An 18,770-nucleotide genomic window follows, 5' to 3' on the forward strand; every position below is an offset into this window, starting at 1 on the left:
GTAGTCGTTCTCGCTGCGCTTCTCGCCCGAGAGTATTCCCCGCTGGAGGACCCAGGGAACGAACCGGGAACTCGCGCGCGGTCCCGTCCGTCTCACCGGTGATACCATCCTAGTGGAGGTGATGCTCCATGGAACGGCAGTCGGTCTCTCGCGTCGTCGTGCTGGTCGCGGCGTTGTTGTTTCTCACCGCGTGCGGCAAGCCGGGGCCGACGGTCCTGGGCGAGAAGGACTCCGGGCGTGCGGTCGAGATCCGGGTCGGGCAGCGGCTGACGGTGGAGTTGCCTGCGAACGTGACGACCGGATTCCAGTGGGTGGTCGCCGACACGGGTCCACTGACCCAGGCAGGCGATCCTGTCTACGAGGAACCGCAGAAGGCGGGCGTCGTCGGCGCGGGCGGATCGCAGACCTTCGAGTTCGAGGCCGGGGCCGCGGGCTCGGGGAGACTGAAGCTCGAGTACCGCCGACCCTGGGAGAAGGACGTGCCGGCCGAGAAGACGTGGAGCGTCACCCTCACCGTCACTGAGCCCTGACGTCCTCGTCCGTCTCGACACGCTCTACGGTCCCGGAGTGCTCGCGCGGGTTCACGGCGCGGATCAGCGCGACGATGCCCCACGCGATCAGCGCGTAGACGGCGATCGCGACGATAGCGCTCCATTCGAAGACGGCCCCCGACACGCGTGCCGTGCCGAAGATCGTGACGAACGGCGCCATGAGGACATCGGACACCCCGTACATCATGCGAACGAATCCCGCGCTGCTGTTGGCGCCCAGCATCTTGAGGACGAAGCGGATGGCGATCAGCACCTCGATCACGCCGAAGACGAACCACACCACTCGCGATACCACCGCTTCGATCGGCGCGCGGACCTCGGTATGGACCTGACTGCGACGATCGGTCGAAGCTGCACCTGCGTTCGACATGGAGTGCTCCCTTCTTGCGTCCTCGGACTCAGCGCCGAAGCGCGCGTGCGATCACGAGAATGACCACGGCGCCAACGGTCGCGACCACGATCGACCAGACGTTCAAGCCGTTGACCCCGCCGAACCCGAACAGACTCATCACGAAGCCGCCGACGAAAGCTCCGATGACACCTAGGAGGACCGCCAGCAGACATCCAGAGCGCCCGTCGCCCATCAGCGACTGAGCAAGCAGTCCGGCGAGCCCACCCACGACGATCCAACTCAGCAGTCCCATCCTGCGTCTCCTCTCCGGTCCGTGGGACTCTTCTTACCCGATCCGGGCGCACGGCACCCCGACGTCGCGGATTTCCAAGAGGTTCCAGTCCCGGGCGTTCGGGTATACAGAAGTGCGGGCTGGACGGCGCGAGTGGTTCGTCGCCTTGCATCCAGGGTCCGGTTAGAGTTGGAATAGACGTGTGATCGGGCGCGGGGCAAGGGGGCGGTCGTGAGCAAGAAGCGAAAGGGGCCGGAACCCGTAGCGGCGGAGACGGGCCGGACGCCGGTAGTCGGAGTGGGCGCTTCGGCCGACGGCCTCGAGGCCTTCTCGGAGCTCCTGACTCAGCTGCCCTCTGACTCGGGACTCGCGATCGTCCTGATCCAGCACCTCGAGCCCACGCACACCAGCGATCTAGCGCAGATACTCGGCCGCAAGACATCGATGCCCGTCCTCGAGGTCGAGTCCGGCATGCGCATCCAGGCGGATCACGTCTACGTCATCCCGCCAAACACCGAGATGCGCGTGAGCGGCGACATCCTCTCGTTGAGCCCTCGTCCAGTCAGCAAGACACCGAGCATGACGGTCGACATCTTCCTGACATCGCTCGCACAGCAGTACGGCAGCCTCTCCATCGGCGTCATCCTCTCGGGCACGGCCTCCGACGGGACCAAGGGACTCGCGGCCATCAAGGCGCAGGACGGCATAACCCTCGTCCAGGATCCCAGCACCGCCGGCCACCGTGGCATGCCAGCGAGCGCCATGGCTGCCGGGGTCGCCGATGCGGTGCTCCCGATCGAGGGTATCGCTCGCGAACTCGTGCGGCTGTCCAAGCACCCCTACGTGCGTCAAGTCGAGAAGCGCGAACTCGAGACGCCCCGCGTTCTCTCCGCGGAAGAGGAGCAGGCGCTCGAGGGGATCGCCGCGAGGGTGAGGCGGTCGACCGGTCTGGACCTTACCCACTACAAGCGCCCGACGGTGCTCCGGCGCGTCGAGCGCCGGATGGCGATGAAGCACGCTGCCAGTATGTCCGAATACGTGGGCATCCTCGACAAGGACGACGACGAGGTAGCCGAGTTGCTCGCGGACGTGCTGGTCAGGGTCACGTCGTTCTTCCGAGACCCCGAGACGTTCGAGGCGCTCAAGACGCAGGTGCTCCCGTCGATCGTCGAGGGCAGGTCGGGCGATGCCGCCGTTCGGGTCTGGGTCCCGGGCTGTGCGACGGGGCAGGAAGCGTACTCGATCGCGATCGTGCTGCTCGAGGCCCTGGAGGAAGCGGGGTCCGACGCCCGGATCCAGGTGTTCGCCTCAGACCTCAGGGAGAAGGACCTTGTGTTCGCCCGCCGGGGCATCTTCCCGCCCGAGGTTGCCAGCGAGGTCGGCGAGGCGCGGCTCGATCGTTTCTTCACCGAAGTAGAGGATGGTTATCAGGTCAGCCGAGCGATCCGGGAAGCATGCGTCTTCGCGCGTCACGACGTGACGAACGATCCGCCGTTCGGACGCCTCGATCTCGTCAGTTGCCGCAACCTGCTCATCTACCTCGACAACGTGCTGCAGAAGAGGCTCCTCGGCATCTTCCACTACTCTCTCGTGCAGGACGGCGTGCTCGTGCTCGGCGAGTCCGAGGGGATAACCTCCGCGCCCGGTTTGTTCAGGCGCACCGAGCACAAGGGCGTCTTCGTGCGTCTTCCCGGCTCGACGCCGACCTTCGCCTTGGGGGACTTCTTGCCCGGCGCTGCTCGTCTCGGGGCGGGAGCGCCGACGCCGGAGTCGTTCAAGTCCACTCGTGACCTTGAGTGGAACTCCGCCCAGCGGCAACTCGACGAGATGCTTCTGGACCGGTACGCGCCGGCGGCGGTCCTGGTCGACGAGCAACTCCATGTCAAGCAGATCCGTGGCGAGGCGGGCGAGTACTTGCGGCACCGGCCCGGCGACGCGACCCTGGACCTGGCCGGCATGGTCTCCCCCGGGTTCGCATCGGCTGTGACCTCGGCGGTCGCCGAAGTCCGGGCGACTCAGCGGCCCGCGCGGCGTGAGGCCGTGCGCCCGCGGGCCGACGGCGGTCACGCCGCCGTCGACATCGTCGTCGTCCCCGTGACGTCCGAGGACGGCCCGACGTACTATGCCGTGCTGTTCAACGAGGGAGCCGCGGTCTCGCGTGCGCCCGGAGAGTCGGGTGACGAGCCGACCGAGACGGAGTATCTCCGCCAGGAGCTCGACGCCGCGACGGAGCGACTCCGGATCTTGCGCGACGGTCGCGATGCGGCCAACGAGTCGCTTCGTGCGGCGAACGAGGAGATCCAGTCGAGCAACGAGGAACTCCAGAGCATGAACGAGGAGCTCGAGACTGCGAAGGAGGAGCTCCAATCCACCAACGAGGAGCTCACGACCCTCAACGACGAGCTCCAGGCTCGCAACGCCGAGCTCGGGCATCGCAACGACGACCTGAACAACCTGCTTTCGAGCTCGTCGATCGCGATGCTCTTGCTCGATGCGGACCTGAGGGTCCGGCGATACACCGCGCAAGGCGCCGGGGTGTTCAATCTCATCCCCGGAGATATCGGACGACGGGTCACCGACATCCGATGGCGGCTCAAGGTCGAGGACGTCGATGCGTTGCTGACCTCGGTGATCGAGTCTGGGCAGACGGACGAACGTGAGGTGGCCGACGACTCGGGCCGCTGGTTCAGGATGACGACCAAGCCGTACCTGACCAGCGAGAACGACGTCCGCGGCGCGGTCGTGACGCTCATCGACATAGACGTGCTCCACAAGGCAGCGCGGCACACCTGAGCGGTGCGGCGCGTCCTAGCCGGTATCCCGAGCATGCTCTTTGACGACCTCCGCGGAGGTCGTCCGTTCCGATACACTGCATCCAGCCCAAGAGAGGAGCAGCATGCCCCGACGCGACGATATCCGCAAGGTGATGATCATCGGTTCAGGCCCTATCGTCATCGGGCAGGCGGCCGAGTTCGATTACTCCGGGACGCAGGCATGCAAGGCGCTGCGCGGTCTCGGCTACGAGATCGTCCTCGTCAACTCGAACCCCGCGACGATCATGACCGACCCCGTCATGGCCGATGAGACGTACATCGAGCCGCTGAACCTGGAGACCATCACCCGGATCATCGCCAAGACGAAGCCCGACGCGCTGCTGCCGAACCTCGGCGGGCAGACGGGCCTCAACCTCTCCTCGGAGCTGGAGCGGACCGGCGTGCTGGCCGAGCACGGCGTGCGCATAATCGGCGTCAGCGCCGGCGCAATCGAGCGTGGTGAGGACCGGCTCGCGTTCAAGGAGACGATGGACCACCTGGGTATCGAGATGCCGCGGTCGACGACCGTGACGGATGTCGAGGCCGCCGAGGGCATCGCCGCCGATCTCGGTTACCCGGTTGTGATCCGGCCCGCGTACACGATGGGCGGCACCGGAGGCGGTCTCGTCTACAACGTCGAGGAACTCCGCATCATCGCTGCGCGAGGTCTGCAGGCGAGTCTGGTCGGCCAGATCCTCGTGGAGGAATCGGTCCTCGGGTGGGAGGAACTCGAGCTCGAGGTCGTCCGCGACGCCAAGAACCAGATGATCACGGTGTGCTTCATCGAGAACGTCGACGCCATGGGAGTGCACACCGGCGACAGCTACTGCACCGCTCCGATGCTCACCATCTCGCCCGAGCTGCAGGAGAGGCTCCAGCGGTACAGCTATGCGATCGTCGAGGCGATCGAGGTGATCGGCGGCACGAACGTCCAGTTCGCGCACGACCCGGTCTCGGATCGCGTCGTCGTGATCGAGATCAACCCGCGCACCTCTCGCTCCTCGGCGCTGGCGAGCAAGGCGACCGGTTTTCCTATCGCCCTCGTGAGCTCCCTGCTCGCCGGAGGGCTGACGATGGACGAGATCCCGTACTGGCGCGACGGCACGCTCGAGCGATACACGCCCTCGGGCGAATACGTCGTCGTGAAGTTCGCGCGCTGGGCCTTCGAGAAGTATCCCGGCTCGATCGACAAGCTCGGCACGCAGATGCGCGCGGTGGGCGAGGTCATGTCGATCGGCAAGACCTACAAGGAGTCGCTCCAGAAGGCGATCCGGTCGCTGGAGACCGGCCGGCACGGGCTGGGCTTCGCCAAGGACTTCAACGCGCGCAGCGCCGAGGAGTTGCTGGAGCTCCTCGTCGAGCCTTCGAGCGAGCGCCAGTTCGTGATGTACGAGGCGCTGCGCAAGGGCGTGAGCGTCGGGAGGCTCGCGGCACTCACGCACATCAAGCCGTGGTTCATCGAGCAGATGCGCGAGCTCGTGGAGTTGGAGGAGGAGATCCTAGGGCACAAGGGCGAGGATCTGCCCGAGGACCTCATGACTCGCGCCAAGAAGGACGGTTTCGCCGACGCGTACCTCGCGAAGCTCCTCGGCGTGCCGGAAGTGCGGATACGCGAGCGACGCCTAGCTCTCGGCCTCAGGCACGGCTACGAGGCCGTGCCGGTGAGCGGCGTCGAGAACGCCGCCTACTACTACTCGACGTACAACGCGCCCGACACCGTCGAGGTGAGCGACCGCCGCAAGATCATGATCCTCGGCGGCGGCCCGAACCGCATCGGCCAGGGCATCGAGTTCGACTACTGCTGCGTGCACGCCGCATTCGCCCTGCGCGACCTCGGCTATGAGACGATCATGGTCAACTGCAATCCCGAGACGGTCTCCACGGACTTCGACACCTCGGACAAGCTGTACTTCGAGCCGCTGACCGTGGAGGACGTGCTCGCCATCTACGAGAAGGAGCGCCCGGAGGGAGTCGTGATCCAGTTCGGCGGCCAGACGCCGCTGAACATCGCGCGCGAGCTGGAGGCGGCCGGCGTGCCGATCATCGGCACCTCGCCGGAGACGATAGACCTCGCCGAGGACCGGGATCGCTTCCGCGGGATGATGGAGCGGTTCGGCATCCCGATGCCCGAGTCGGGCATGGTCTCCACGGTGGAGCAGGCGCTCGAGGTCGCGTCTCGCATCGGCTATCCGCTCATGGTCCGCCCGAGCTACGTCCTCGGCGGGCGCGGCATGCAGGTCGTGCATGACGAGGAGATGCTCGTGCGCTACATCGGGGCTGCGGTGGACGTCACGCCTCAGCGGCCGATCCTGATCGACAAGTTCTTAGAGGACGCGATCGAGTGCGAGGCCGACGCGATCTCCGACGGCACGGACGCGTTCGTGCCCGCGGTCATGCAGCATATCGAGTACGCGGGCGTGCACTCCGGCGACTCGGCGTGTGTCATCCCGCCGGTGACGATCTCGGAGAAGCACCTCGCAACGATCGAGGCGTACACCAAGAGGATCGCGATCGAGCTCGGCGTGGTGGGCCTGATGAACATGCAGTACGCGATCGCGGAAGACGTCGTGTACGTGTTGGAGGCCAATCCCCGCGCTTCGAGGACGGTCCCGCTCGTTTCCAAGGTCTGCGACGTGCAGATGGCGCGTCTCGCCACACAGTTGACGCTTGGCGCGAAGCTGGCCGACCTCGGACTCGAACGGCGCGAGGTGCCGTACTTCGGTGTCAAGGAAGCGGTCTTCCCGTTCAACATGTTCCCCGAGGTCGACCCGCTGCTCGGCCCGGAGATGCGCTCGACCGGCGAGGTGCTCGGCATGGGCAGCTCGTTCGGACTGGCCTTCTACAAGGCGCAGGAAGCGGCGGGGCAGCGACTGCCGGACGAGGGCACCGTGCTGATCACGGTGATGGAACGGGACCGCCCGCGCGGACTCCTGGCCGCCCGCGAGTTCGAAGGCCTCGGCTTCCACATACTCGCGACCAGCGGGACGGCGGGCTACCTCGCGGCCAACGGCGTTGCCTGCGAGACGATCCTCAAGCTGCACGAAGGGCGGCCCAACATCGAGGACGCCATCAAGAACGGCGAGATCGATCTCGTCGTCAACACGCCCGTGGGCAAGGCGAGCGAGTTCGACGACTCGTACATCCGAAAGGCGGCGATCCGCCACAGGGTCCCGTACATCACGACGACCGCCGCGGCTCTCGCCGCCGCCGAGGGTATCGCCGCGAACCGGCAGACGAACGAGCAGGTCCGCTCGCTGCAGAGCTACCACGAGGTGATCGGCGAGGGGTAGGGGGGGGTGCGCCGGGCTTTCGCCCCCCGTCCCGCCTATAGGGCCTTGCCGCCGCTGAAGGTGATGAGCAGGAACATCACGTCCGCGATCGCGTGCGCGAGCACCGGCCCCGCCAACGACCCGGTCTTGCGCACGATGCCGGCGTACGCGTAGCCCATGTAGAGCCACACGGGTGTGAGCATCGCGATCGCGGTAGGCTCGCGCCAGTACACGATCACGTGCACGATGCAGAAAGCGACGCTCGTCACGTGCATCGCCGCAGACGATCCGAGCACCTCTTCGAACGAGCCGAACCACGCGCCGCGGAACCACAGCTCCTCCATGAACCCGTTCGCGATCGAGAACAGCACGACCCACGGCATCCATGAGCGGAGGGTGGCCGCGGGCACTTCCAGCACCGCCCTGCTGCTGCCCGACGGATCGGCCACGAACAGCGCAAGCACGGGAGCGGTCGCGAGCAGGCCGAGCGCGAGACTGAGCCACACCCGCCCATGCCGCAGGCCGAGCGAATCGAGACCCCGTCGCGCGAGTGCGGTTGCCAGGAGGATGGCGGCGCAGACCGGGAGCGCTTCGGACAGGAGCTTGTCGGCCGCCGCGCCCTGCGGCGTGGAGATCGAGAGTCCGAGCCACTCGACCGGCCGACCGCCGGCCATGAAGGCCAGCGCGAATCCGAGTGAGACGCCGAACAGGGCCATGAATGCGGGGCGGGCCGGCTTCAGTCTCCCGATCTTCGCGGATGCGAGGGCGAGGACGCCCCATAGGAGCGTCAGACCGAACCGGTGGGCGACCGTCAGACCACGCGATGGCAAGCCGCCGTAGACCGGGACGGTCGCCAAGATGGCCGCCGCCAGCAGAGCGAGCGAGACCCACACCCTGGTGGCGCCTTTCAACGCTGCGGGCGCCGATATCGCGGATCCTCTAGCCTGCATGCGCGGCTCCCTCGCCGGAGTCCCGGTGGTGCGTGACATGTCGCGCGTCGACGCGGCGAGACGGCTAGTCGACGCTCACCAGCTCCACTTCGAACACGAGCGTCGCGTTGGGCGGGATGACCCCGCCCGCTCCCTGGGCGCCGTACCCGAGGTCTGGCGGGATGGTCAGCGTGCGCTTACCGCCGACCTTCATGCCGACGACCCCTTGGTCCCACCCCGGGATGACCTCGCCTGCGCCGAGGGTGAATGCGAACGGCTGGCCACGGTCCTTCGAGGAGTCGAACTTCGTCCCGTCCGTCAGCCAGCCCGTGTAGTGAACGTTCACGCGGTCACCGTTCTTCGCCTCGGTGCCTGTTCCTACGGTGTCGTCCTTGATCTTGAGCTCGGTGGCCTGTTCGGCGCTGCCGGTCGATTCGGCCGGTGTGGCCTCCGGAGCGGGCTTGGACGAGTCGCTGGCCTTCGCGCCGCATCCGCCCAACGCGATCGTGGCGATAAGAGCGAGTCCGACCACTAGGAGCAGAGAAGATCGTCTGTACACTGCAACCTCCTGAACGTGGGTGAGTCCGTGGTACGTCAGTGTGCCACGAGACCACGGGCTTGTTCCACCTACCGGTGGCCGTGGACGCTGCAAGAGACGAACCCCGTCTTCGGATCGAAGCTGTACTTGCCTCCGCTCGGGCAGACCACGTGCGTCTTGTCGACGACGCTCTGGAACGGCGCATCCATCCCGGTGTCTGCCGTGAAGAGCTTCAACTCGGTCTCGACGAGCGACTCGTTGGCGAAGCACCTCGCCTTCTGCTCCGCGGCTTTCTGCCCCTGCGTGCACCCCGCGAGGACGAGCGCTGCCAAGAGCACTATCGCGATGATGCCTGTTCGTCTCATGTGGGTCCTCCCGGGAGAGGCGTGGGGCACGTTCGTTATCCCCGGGATGCCGCGCGACGCATCAGGGTGAGGTACGAAGTCGAGAGCGTCGCCAGCACCTGGAGCGCCGGCGAGATCACGACCATCAGGACGAGCCAACCGATGAAGCTCGCGCGAGGTTCGTAGAGGATCATCGGTATCCCGGTCCGCAGGAGATCGGCCTTGGTCCCCCATGCGGCCGGAGCCCACGGGAGCCAGATCGCGCACAGGGCGACCAAGGTCACTGCGGAGGTCGAGAGCGCCACGCGGAGGCATCCGCGCATCGCATCGGGCAGAGGGCCGGCCGCCCGACGAGCGGAGAACCATCCGACCGGGATGCCGAGAAGGATGGTGAAGAAGGGCACGCCCATACCCATTCCGATGCTGAACACGTCCAGCAACAAGAAGAGTGCGATCGCCCACTTCGGAGTGATGGCTATCAGTCTGTCCACGGTGTCCTCCCGCGCAAGCGTACCGCGCGAGGCGTGGTGGCCTGGTCCGCGTTGCCGAAGTGTCGCAGAGACCGCAGGGCGGAGACCAGATAGTCTCCACCGTCCCCCTAGGGCAGCGCCGTGAGCACGACAGCCGCCAGGGCGATCGCCACGCCGAACGCCTGATGCCGCTGGAGCCGCTCGCCGAGGAACATCCGCGCGAGCAGCATCGTGACCACGGGATAGAGTCCGCCCACCACGGACGCCACCGCGAGCGGGCCGATCCTGATCGCCGATAGGATCGCGATGTTCGCACCCGCATCGAGCGTGCCGGCGAGGGCGGCGAGCCGCATCGAACCCGCATCCCAGCTGACGGACTTGCTTCGCGCGAAGAGTGCGACGCCCATGATCGCCAGACCGACGATCCGGGCGACGAGCAACGGTGCGAAGCCGCTCGCGGGGACGGTGAGCGAGAGGGAGACGAGAGAGCAGCCGAGCGTCGTGCCTGAGAGCACCGACAAGACGATCGCCTTCGTCGGCATGCCGTGCTCCTCGACGGCCCCCTTCGTGGTGCTCACCACCACGACCGCCACGAGAGCGAGCCCGATACCGATGAGGGACGAGACGCCGATGCGCGTTCCGCGAAGCAGGTCGAACGCGGCCGGGCCGGCGCCGGCCAGCCCGGCGGTCAGCGGCGCGACGACGCTCATGCGCCCGGTCGCCAGCGCCGCGTACAGCGCAAGGACGCCGACCATGCCGAACACGCCGGATGACACGCCCCATGCGAAGTCGATGGCGCTCACCTCGCGGGGGCGCACGACGAGCAGCAGCAACGCGAGAAGCACGACGCCGACCAAGTACATCGCCGCGCAGACCGCGAGAGCGGGGCTCTTGCGGCTCGCGGAACCGCCGAGGAAGTCGGCCGAGCCGAACAGGGCGGCTCCGGTCGAAGCCAGAAGCGCCGTCAGCATCGCGGCCTCCGCCGGTACACTATTCGACCGCGTCCGCGATCCGCGCGATCTCTCTGGCGATACTCTCAGGCGCGAGGATGAAGTCGATGCATCCGGTAGCTATCGCGCTCTCGGGCATGTCCGGCTGTACAGCCGTATCGAGCCTCTGCGCGATGGTCGTGCCCCCCACTTCCTTTATGCCGCACAGCGCGGCAGCTCCATCGCCGTCATATCCGGAGACGATGACAGCGATGAGTTTTCCGTCCCAGTTCTCCGTGAGGGAACGCAGGAAGACCGTGATCACGTCAGGCCATCCCCTGGGCTTCGATATCGGCTCGAGGCGGAATTCACCGTCACGAACATGCAGGTCACGCTTCTCCGGGATGATGAACACGTGGTCGGGCCGAATGACCAGGTCGTCGGTGATCAACTCAACCGGCATCACCGTGTACTTCGGGAGGATCTCGTGCAGCCTGGTCGCTACGGTTCTCAGGTGATTGACGATGACGATGGCGACCCCCATGTCGGCCGGAAGATTCCGCAGCAACCGGATATAGGCGTCGAGACCACCGGCCGAACCGCCTACACAGACGACGGGGAAGTCCTTAGCTGTGCTCTTGGCCTCCATCGGATTCCAATCCAGGGTCGGTGAGTTCGGACATGACTACGGCTCGCACGGCCGAAAGTCGCAGGAACCGGCTGCTACGTCGGTATCAGAGTGTTCGCGAAGACGAGCCAGGCGAGGAGCGACTTGGCGGAAAGGCTCAGGAACACATAGACGACCTCACCGAACAGGTAGTCGCGCCATGGGCCGACCTTCTTGTACTGCAGCACCATGTTCACGGCGAAGCTGTTGAAGAAGACGAACATCGTGGCGAAGATCGCGTAGACGAATCCCGGGGGTTCGGCAGAGGAGCCGGGACTCCAAAGGTATACGCCCAGCGCGAGCCACGGCACGATGCCGGTGAGACACCCGAAGACGAAGGGCATCCAGTTCGGGTGACCCGGCTCTTCGTAGTGCTCCATCAGCAGTCCGAACAGCAGCATGGACGCGTTAGCTCCGAACAGGGCGATGATGGCGGCCACGTCGAACACGCCGGGAAGCATGCCGATGAGCACGATCATCAGCGACGAGGAGAATGCGTACTCGATCCACCGCGCGTAGTTGCGGTTGCGCTTGAGGTTCTTCACATACCAAGGGAACACGCCCGGCGAGGCGATGATGAAGTGCGCCAAGGCCGAGATGAAGATGAACGCGGCGACTGCGGGGCCGAGAGGCACTTCGAACAAGACCTTCGGAGCGGCCGGTGGCGTGCCCGGAGGGCCGGCGAGGAAGCTTGCCGTGACCGGCAGCTTGAAGTCGTTCGACAGCGCGACGATCGCGATGCCCTGTCCCAGGTGGAACAACCCCATGACCAGGTTGTACAGCCTGAGCCGTGCGAACCGACGCTCCTCAGTCATGATCTTCCCCTCGTGTCCCAGCGCACCGTCTTGCGCCCGCGTTCGCCGGTGACTACCTGATGACTCCCAGTATCGACACTACCGCGACCAGCGCCCAGAACAGGACTCTGGCGTCCGGTCTGCGCTCGAGGTTGCGAGCCCTGAGGTTCTCGCTCGAGAGCCAGAAGACCGCGAGCATGCCCGAGGCGAGCAGGGACACGGTGGACAGCTCCATTGGAGGGGTGCGCAGCCGATTGACGGCGAGGAGCATGACATAGCCGAGCACCGACCAGAGGTCGTCGAGAGACAGGAATCGAGAGATCCCGCGCGACATATCTCACCCCCTCGATCCTGTCGGCGCACGAGCAGACGTACAAGCGCTACTAGGTAAGTCTACCCTCCGGCGTTGGGTCGATGCGCATCTCAGACTCCACGGCGGCTGGCTGCGATCGGTCACTCACTCGCTTGCCCGGGCCAATCCGGGTGAGAGGCCGGTACGCGGAAGTACCACCATTCCGCTTCCGGGTCGCAACTGCGTGTCGCTAGTACGCACCCCGAGGCCGGGACCGTGGCAGCTGTGAAGCGGCGGTCGAGCATGGGGAGTCTGGCTGCTATCTTCTGGCGTTGCTTGAACGGAGCCGTGGCCATCGCAGTCTCGAGGTCGTCGCGACAGTTCAATGCCCAGTGGTAGTTGTCGATGCCCGCGTCAGCGTATCCAGCCTCAAGAGCTTCGACGCCTTGAGCCCAACCCGAGAGCGCGCTTTCCGCCCTCTGCGCGTCGGCGTCGCGCTTCTGGAAGTGCGGATCCTGTTGATATGAAGACACTCTCTCATCCCCCTTGGGATCGCAGATGTCTACTTCTGCAGCTTGCCGCCCAACGCCTCCTGGACTTTCGAGAGGTCTCCGTCGCCGGTCAGAAGCCAGTCGGCTCCCTTGAGAACGGTGGGGTCTTTGACACCGGCGCTCTTCGCCGAGGACAACCAAGACGTCACGTACGAGTCCATGGTGGAGACGGCAGATCTCGGGAAGACCAGGATAGTGGCGAAGCCGCCGCCGAGATTCACGTCACCGCTGCTGTACATGGTGGTGCCGGCCGGGCCTGCAGCGGGTCCCTTGTCGATGAAAGCGGTGGCTTCGACCCCGCCCGCCGTCATAGCGTCGTACACGGCCTTGGGGCTGTCGTAGCTCTGTGCCTTCTTCGCCTTCGCGTTGAGGCTCTCGATACTCGGACTGCAGCCAGCGGCCAGCGCAAGGAAGACCATCATCCCGATCAGTGCAGCTCGTCGCATCATGCTGACTCCCTTCGTGTCCGGCCCGTCGGATCCCCTCGCTGCCATCGACCTCAGTCTACCTCGACGCGCCCGCCTGCTGTTGCGCTTGTCACACGCCCGGCGTCAGCTCCGGGACGGCACCCTGTCGAGCCGATGCTGCGTATTCGCGGGTCTGGTTTCAAGAATGACTTGAGTTATTTAATGTCGGACTTGACTTTCTCAATCCCGACTCCTACGATACCCTCGACCGACCGATCCAGGAGGTGTCCGCGATGAGCAACGAGTGGCACGAGCTGACGGACCTCACGGGGGACCGCCCGTTCGTGGTCACCAGCGTGCGGCTCGAGAAGAGCGGCGTGGTGATCGAGGGCGAGTTCGAGCTGCCCCCGCTCGCCCGGCTGCGTTACGAGGACCAGGTGTTCTTGAGCGAGTTCGTGCGCAGCCATGGCTCGATCAAGGACATGGAGAAGGCGTTCGGCATCAGCTACCCGACCGTGAAGAACCGCCTGAACCGCATCGCCGGCCAGCTGCGGCTGGTGGAGGTGACGGTCGAGGCGGCCGCGCCTGCGGGCGAGGAGGATGCGCTCGCGATGCTCGAGCGCGGCGAGATCACCGCGGACGAGGCGGCGGAGAGGATGAGGCGCTGATGTTCCCGCCGATGCTGCTCTATCTGCGTGCCGGCAAGCCGGAGAGCCAGCGGGTCGGGCTGTGGTTGCCGCTCTTCCTGGTGTGGCTGATCCTCCTGCCCATCGTGTTGTTCGTGCTCGCGCTGACGATCCTCGCCGACGTGGTGCTGTATCTCGTCGGCGAGCGCTACCACCACTACACCCTGCTCCTGCTCGGCTGCTTCGGGGTGCTCGCGGCGACGCGCGGTATGACGGTGCGCGTGTATTCGTCGGAGAACGTCGTCGACATCGACCTCGTGTGACGGAAAGGTGAAGAAGATGAGTGAGGACCGTGCCCGTATCCTGAACATGCTGGCCGCCGGCAAGATCTCCGCCGAAGAGGCCGAGCGCCTGCTCGACGCGCTCGACTCGCGCGAGCCCGAGAAGCCCGCTGCGTCCGTTCCCGCCGGACCTGCGATCAAGGGCGACCCGACGCCGCTGCTCGACGCTCTCCCGAAGTTCCTCCACGTGAAGGTGGACAGCGCCGAGGGCGAGAAGGTCGACGTGAAGGTGCCGCTCGCGCTCGTGCGCTCGGGGCTGAAGCTGACGTCGCTCATCCCGTCGCAGGCGATGGACCGGATCAACGAGCAGATGGCCGAGAACGGCATGTCGATCGACTTCTCGGACTTCAAGCCGGAGGACATCGACGAGCTCATCGATGCGCTGCGCGAGATGGAGGTCAACATCGACGGCAAGGACGGCGAGAAGGTGCGGGTGTACTGCGAGTAGTCGGTGGGTCAGCGGTGCGCTGTCAGTGTCGACAACGATCTCGAGTGCTTCGGGTGATACTTCGCCTGGACGGCGAGCTCGGCCGTCGAGAGGTCACGCGCCCGGAGCGCGCGCTCCGGGCGGAGCTACTTCGTCGGGCGCTGCGAACAGGTCGCGCACCAGCATGAAGCCGATCACCACCAGGGCGATCTGGGCGAGCAGGGAAACGCCACCCAACCCCGCTGTCAGGACGTACCTCCATGCCTCCAACCGCTCCTCCGACTGCGCGATGCCGGTGACCTGGGCAGCGATCGCGCAGAGGACCAGACCGCCTATCATCCCGCCGACCGCGATGCCTACCGCGCCCGTGCGCGCGCGTGCCCGCAACGACGCCCACACCAGCAGTGCCACGCCGACGAGCGTGACGGGGTAGACCTCGAACGGCATGAGGTAGTCGAGCCGATAGCCCCCGGGACGGCCGATCGTCAGCAGACCGAACGCCAGCGGTGCGAGCAAGGGCAGTACGACCAGGACCGTTCCGATGATCGCGAGTGTCTTTGCGAGGGCATCGTGCTTTCCCATGATCTCCACCTTCCAGCGACCATATCCCCGTCGCAGCTGCTTTGCGCGGGTCGAGTGAGACCTCACATGTCCGTAGGGGGCGAGTCCACTCGAACGACTCCATCGAAGCCAGCAGGAGCGTGCGTCCTGCATCGAACATCGGACGCAGAGCGGCGCGCCGTCGGCTCAGATTCTACTCTCCGACTTCCCGTGTCTGCTTGGATGTGTTGGTTGGGCGGGGCGAGTTCAGAAGGGCTAAGTGGTGCAGTTCGAACTCGAACCTATGCGGCCTTGCCTGTCGAGGAAGTCCAGACGCCCACATTGCCGATGCTGCCTGGAAGTGCCGACGGCGGGGAACCATCTTTCGACCGAGACGGTCCTATTCCCGACAGGATGGACCCGCAAGGCGCCGTAACATCGCCCTGAAGTCTTACGTGACTATCCTCCACTGTCCGGCAAATGAAATATCTGGAACTTCTAGGAGAAGACATGAAAGAGTCGAGCGCGAGCCAAGGCCAGTCGGCATCGGAGCTCATCTCGAATAGGATCGCCGAACTCGGGGACTGGCGCGGGGAAACCCTCAGCAGAATGCGCACGCTCATCCAGGAAGCAGACCCGGACGCCGTCGAGGAGTTGAAGTGGGTGAAGTCCTCGTCCCCGGGCACCCCGGTCTGGTCGCACGACGGAATCATCTGCACCGGCGAATCCTACAAGAACGTCGTGAAGCTTACCTTCGCCAAGGGCGCGTCTCTGAAGGATCCGGCCCGTCTCTTCAACTCGAGTCTCGACGGGAACGCACGCCGCGCGATCGACATCCACGAAGGAGAAGAAGTTGACGAGTCCGCCTTCAAGGCGCTCGTTCGCCAAGCGGTCGCCCTCAACGGTTCCGGCAAGTCGAAACCTTCGAAGAAAGCGAAGTCCTCGTCTTGTCGAGCGTAGCTCGCCAGCCTCATCTTGTCAGTGTGGAAGCGCGGGTTAGCCAGACATCGAGCATGCTGAACCGCGACTGGCGGCGTCACATTACGGTAGTCTGCTTGTAGGGCTTACCCCTGCCGAGATGGCATGAACGTGACCGCGCATGGGTGCTGGAAGGAGTACTCGATGGCTGGGAACGAGAGGATACGCGTCGATACCGGCATGGGCATCATATGGTTCATCGGATGGCTGTTCACGATCGCGTTCGCGAAGCTGAGCTTCTGGACTGCCGTGCTTGGGATCTTCATCTGGCCCTACTACCTTGGGGTGGCGGTCAGGTAGTGGGGTCGATCGCGTAGTCGTTCCCGGGTTCGGTCGAACGTTGTAGCGCTTCAGCGGCGGCGCGCCAGCGTCGGCGCTTGCTCCGTATCAGACGAGCCGAACTCATCGCAGTTGGCAGGCGAGGTTGCCACGAGGTGCAGATGCGGTGAGTGACTCAGTCGTCGATCGGCTCAAGACCCTTGATCCGGTCCTTCATGGCCTGGATCGTCTCGGGGGAGTGCCCCTGCCAATCTGTGACTTCGCCCGTGACCCGCAGCGGCTCCCGGGAGCGGTATGACTTCGTCGGATTGCCCGGGTATCTCGTGTTTGTCAGATTGGGGTCGTCCATGATCGGGCCGGTCGGTTCCACCACGTAGATTCTGCCGGGTCCTTCGCCGAGGGCCAGCTCCGCCCCCCAGACGGCCGCGTCCAGGGTGCCGGTCAGGTAGACGTATACCGTCTTGTTCCTCTTGCCGTAGTTAGAGGTATAGCCGGGCTCGATCAGGTCTCCGGGTTTCAGGTCAGCCCGTGTACCGTGGTAAAAGCGCTGCGAACTCAGGTCGTCGGTGGCTGCCACCGGCTCGTTCCTCTCATACTGCGCGGCGCCCTGCCGCGCGATGCCCCTCTATCCGCCTGCTCATCTTCAGCGGCGGCGCACCAGCGAGCGCCTTGAACCCGAGTCTAACGCACGAGGCGCGCCGTCTGTGTGGAAGCGCGGGTCAGGCGTCTTGCGGCAAGGTTCGAGCGCGGATGCCCGCATCCAGCTCATAGAGGATCGTGTCAAACCGACTCTTGCCGGCTTGACGAGCGGGCATCTGGAGCAAGACCTCGCGCGCTTCAGAGGCGGCGTGCTCGATCGCCCAGCGGACCTCGCTGTCGGCGACACTTGGATCGCCATCGTGGTCGAGCTCAAGGGCCAGTGCGGCATAGGCCGCTGGACCGACGATGTGCTTCGTTTGATGGACATCCGCTAGGGGATGCGTGTAGGCGCTGGCCGCCGCAAGGCCCGCCGCACGAGCAGCGGCAGCTGCCGCAGGATCGCCGATCTCACGCGCAGCGGCATTCGCCTCCACGGCAAGGGAACGCAACCGGGCCGTGCGCTTTCCTCCGCCCGCGAACTCCCGGATGCCCTCGATCGCCGCACGTGGCCGCGAATCTGAATCAGCATGCGTCTCATACACCGACAGCGCTCTCTCGGCACAATCCGCAGCCCAGCCTCCAATGGCCCGAAGTGACTCCAGGCTCAGCGTGAAGTATCTGGACTCATGATCGGCCATTGTTCTCCCAAGGACAGCGGTCTTGCGGGGCTGCGAACGGTTCTACAAGGACTCATCGCAGCCATGCGGAGTACGGTTCGTGCAGCCGTCCGACGGCCACGATGGTACGGTACCTCGACTTCATCCGGTGCGGATGCGCGTTCATGTCCCCCCGAACGGCGCACACGGTCGAGCAGCCGAGCTTGAACCTCACGGGGCTGCTCGTGTCTGAACCACCCGCGTACTGCCACAGGTCGAGCACCCGGCTCGTATCCGTAGTCAGTTGGTCGAACACGAAGGCCGTCGTCGATTCGTCCATCTTGCCTGTGACGGGACCCAAGCCCAGAGGCAACGGCAGCCATTTCACGCGATCGCCAGAGTATTCCGACGCCGAATCAGACACAGTCGTCGGCCGGGCGCCTCCTGCGGTAGCAGGTTCCACGAAGATCACGTACCCGCGTTCGGTTGTACACAGCTGCTGGACCTGGCCGGGTCGCGCCTTCGCTGACCTGGCGACCCAGAACGTGCGCCCCACGGCGTCAACGTCAGCCATCTTCCGCTTGAAGATAGCGTCGACTCCTTCGCCCGCATGATCGCCCATGACACTGATGACACAACCCGGGGCGGCGAGCGCCTGATCAACGAGTGCCACGCTGTCTCCTGATGTCTTTAACGGCTGGCGCATAACCTGCAAACCGAGGCCGGACGGCCTCGGGGAGAGCGTAGCTCTCCATGCCGAGGTTTGTCAGGGAACTGCTTGTTCGCCCTACCGTATTACCCCGTGCACGCCACGTCAGTGATGTGGGCCGACCGTGACTTGCCGGTCACTTTGAAGCTGGCGTGGGCGCGGCCACGCGGCTTGGGGCTTACGACGATCTGCACGTCGCGATCCAGTGCGTTCAGGTAGCGGATGAGGCGCTCCATCGAGAAGCCGTCGAGTCTGCCGGCGAGCAGATCGGAGATCTTGGGCTGGCCGGTACCGAGGATCCGCGCCGCCTCCGCTTGGGTCAGATGACGGTGGCTCACGATGCTGGCGATCTGACTCGCGAGTGCCGCCTTGGCCTGAAGCTCGTCTGCTTTAGGGAGACCGAGGTCGGCGAACACGTTGCCGCTGCTCATGGTGTGCTCAGGTGCGTTGGCGCTCAT

At 65.4% G+C, this 18,770-nt stretch carries 24 protein-coding genes; 8 read left to right on the plus strand and 16 right to left on the minus strand.

Annotation, left to right across the window (positions count from 1 at the left end):
- Positions 1–128: 128 nt before the first annotated feature.
- A complete protein-coding gene (locus tag WC971_04085; protein MFA5843992.1) occupies positions 129–530 on the plus strand; it encodes a protease inhibitor I42 family protein in 402 nt (133 codons plus the stop codon).
- On the opposite strand, the gene WC971_04090 is transcribed toward WC971_04085, so the two are convergent.
- On the minus strand, positions 517–921 hold the full coding sequence (locus WC971_04090; protein ID MFA5843993.1) for a hypothetical protein: 405 nt from the start codon (positions 919–921) through the stop codon (positions 517–519). The two genes, WC971_04085 and WC971_04090, sit on opposite strands and share 14 nt — an antisense overlap.
- 28 nt (positions 922–949) lie before the next feature.
- Positions 950–1,195, minus strand: coding sequence for a GlsB/YeaQ/YmgE family stress response membrane protein (locus tag WC971_04095; protein ID MFA5843994.1), 246 nt, complete (start codon positions 1,193–1,195; stop codon positions 950–952).
- Between the two features lie 210 nt (positions 1,196–1,405).
- Between WC971_04095 and WC971_04100 the strand changes: the two genes are divergently transcribed.
- Together WC971_04100 and carB are read left to right on the plus strand one after the other, a co-directional pair.
- Complete coding sequence (locus WC971_04100; protein MFA5843995.1) at positions 1,406–3,967, plus strand: chemotaxis protein CheB; 2,562 nt, start codon at positions 1,406–1,408, stop codon at positions 3,965–3,967.
- 103 nt (positions 3,968–4,070) lie between these two features.
- A complete protein-coding gene (gene carB, locus WC971_04105; GenBank protein MFA5843996.1) occupies positions 4,071–7,277 on the plus strand; it encodes a carbamoyl-phosphate synthase large subunit in 3,207 nt (1,068 codons plus the stop codon).
- A 35-nt stretch (positions 7,278–7,312) separates the two neighbouring features.
- On the opposite strand, the gene WC971_04110 is transcribed toward carB, so the two are convergent.
- From WC971_04110 to WC971_04150, 9 genes are all read right to left on the minus strand, one after another.
- Positions 7,313–8,206 carry a CPBP family intramembrane glutamic endopeptidase gene (locus WC971_04110; GenBank protein MFA5843997.1) on the minus strand — a complete coding sequence of 298 codons (894 nt, stop codon included), beginning with the start codon at positions 8,204–8,206 and terminating at the stop codon, positions 7,313–7,315.
- A 64-nt stretch (positions 8,207–8,270) separates the two neighbouring features.
- Positions 8,271–8,744, minus strand: a complete 474-nt coding sequence (locus tag WC971_04115; GenBank protein ID MFA5843998.1) for an FKBP-type peptidyl-prolyl cis-trans isomerase — start codon at positions 8,742–8,744, stop codon at positions 8,271–8,273.
- 68 nt (positions 8,745–8,812) lie between these two features.
- Positions 8,813–9,088, minus strand: coding sequence for a hypothetical protein (locus tag WC971_04120; GenBank protein MFA5843999.1), 276 nt, complete (start codon positions 9,086–9,088; stop codon positions 8,813–8,815).
- Positions 9,089–9,123: 35 nt separating this feature from the next.
- Positions 9,124–9,558, minus strand: a complete 435-nt coding sequence (locus WC971_04125; GenBank protein ID MFA5844000.1) for a hypothetical protein — start codon at positions 9,556–9,558, stop codon at positions 9,124–9,126.
- Between the two features lie 107 nt (positions 9,559–9,665).
- Positions 9,666–10,508 carry an EamA family transporter gene (locus WC971_04130; GenBank protein MFA5844001.1) on the minus strand — a complete coding sequence of 281 codons (843 nt, stop codon included), beginning with the start codon at positions 10,506–10,508 and terminating at the stop codon, positions 9,666–9,668.
- 19 nt (positions 10,509–10,527) lie between these two features.
- A complete protein-coding gene (locus WC971_04135; GenBank protein ID MFA5844002.1) occupies positions 10,528–11,115 on the minus strand; it encodes a chemotaxis protein CheB in 588 nt (195 codons plus the stop codon).
- A gap of 74 nt (positions 11,116–11,189) precedes the next feature.
- Positions 11,190–11,948, minus strand: coding sequence for a heliorhodopsin HeR (gene heR / locus WC971_04140; GenBank protein ID MFA5844003.1), 759 nt, complete (start codon positions 11,946–11,948; stop codon positions 11,190–11,192).
- Between the two features lie 52 nt (positions 11,949–12,000).
- Positions 12,001–12,261 carry a hypothetical protein gene (locus tag WC971_04145; GenBank protein ID MFA5844004.1) on the minus strand — a complete coding sequence of 87 codons (261 nt, stop codon included), beginning with the start codon at positions 12,259–12,261 and terminating at the stop codon, positions 12,001–12,003.
- Positions 12,262–12,781: 520 nt separating this feature from the next.
- Positions 12,782–13,219 carry a hypothetical protein gene (locus tag WC971_04150; protein MFA5844005.1) on the minus strand — a complete coding sequence of 146 codons (438 nt, stop codon included), beginning with the start codon at positions 13,217–13,219 and terminating at the stop codon, positions 12,782–12,784.
- Between the two features lie 251 nt (positions 13,220–13,470).
- Between WC971_04150 and WC971_04155 the strand changes: the two genes are divergently transcribed.
- From WC971_04155 to WC971_04165, 3 genes are read left to right on the plus strand one after another with little or no spacing between them, the layout of a single operon-like run.
- Complete coding sequence (locus WC971_04155) at positions 13,471–13,845, plus strand: DUF2089 domain-containing protein (protein MFA5844006.1); 375 nt, start codon at positions 13,471–13,473, stop codon at positions 13,843–13,845.
- The gene (locus WC971_04160; GenBank protein ID MFA5844007.1) at positions 13,845–14,126 is read left to right on the plus strand and encodes a hypothetical protein; all 282 of its coding nucleotides are present in this window, start codon (positions 13,845–13,847) and stop codon (positions 14,124–14,126) included. The genes WC971_04155 and WC971_04160 overlap by 1 nt, the downstream gene beginning before the upstream one ends.
- Positions 14,127–14,133: 7 nt before the next feature.
- Positions 14,134–14,592 carry a hypothetical protein gene (locus WC971_04165; protein MFA5844008.1) on the plus strand — a complete coding sequence of 153 codons (459 nt, stop codon included), beginning with the start codon at positions 14,134–14,136 and terminating at the stop codon, positions 14,590–14,592.
- A gap of 93 nt (positions 14,593–14,685) precedes the next feature.
- Here WC971_04165 and WC971_04170 read toward each other — a convergent pair whose 3' ends face one another.
- On the minus strand, positions 14,686–15,153 hold the full coding sequence (locus WC971_04170; protein MFA5844009.1) for a hypothetical protein: 468 nt from the start codon (positions 15,151–15,153) through the stop codon (positions 14,686–14,688).
- A gap of 468 nt (positions 15,154–15,621) precedes the next feature.
- Between WC971_04170 and WC971_04175 the strand changes: the two genes are divergently transcribed.
- Positions 15,622–16,071, plus strand: a complete 450-nt coding sequence (locus WC971_04175) for a DUF1801 domain-containing protein (GenBank protein ID MFA5844010.1) — start codon at positions 15,622–15,624, stop codon at positions 16,069–16,071.
- A gap of 162 nt (positions 16,072–16,233) precedes the next feature.
- On the plus strand, positions 16,234–16,389 hold the full coding sequence (locus tag WC971_04180; protein MFA5844011.1) for a hypothetical protein: 156 nt from the start codon (positions 16,234–16,236) through the stop codon (positions 16,387–16,389).
- Between the two features lie 154 nt (positions 16,390–16,543).
- On the opposite strand, the gene arr is transcribed toward WC971_04180, so the two are convergent.
- From arr to WC971_04200, 4 genes are all read right to left on the minus strand, one after another.
- Positions 16,544–16,945: an NAD(+)--rifampin ADP-ribosyltransferase gene (gene arr / locus WC971_04185; GenBank protein ID MFA5844012.1), complete on the minus strand. Its 402-nt coding sequence runs from the start codon at positions 16,943–16,945 to the stop codon at positions 16,544–16,546.
- 142 nt (positions 16,946–17,087) lie between these two features.
- Complete coding sequence (locus tag WC971_04190) at positions 17,088–17,645, minus strand: putative immunity protein (GenBank protein MFA5844013.1); 558 nt, start codon at positions 17,643–17,645, stop codon at positions 17,088–17,090.
- Positions 17,646–17,697: 52 nt separating this feature from the next.
- The gene (locus WC971_04195; protein MFA5844014.1) at positions 17,698–18,276 is read right to left on the minus strand and encodes a hypothetical protein; all 579 of its coding nucleotides are present in this window, start codon (positions 18,274–18,276) and stop codon (positions 17,698–17,700) included.
- A gap of 122 nt (positions 18,277–18,398) precedes the next feature.
- Positions 18,399–18,770, minus strand: coding sequence for a helix-turn-helix transcriptional regulator (locus WC971_04200; protein ID MFA5844015.1), 372 nt, complete (start codon positions 18,768–18,770; stop codon positions 18,399–18,401).

This window comes from Coriobacteriia bacterium (assembly GCA_041658765.1).
In the GTDB taxonomy this organism is placed as follows: Bacteria; Actinomycetota; Coriobacteriia; order Anaerosomatales; family JBAZZO01; genus JBAZZO01.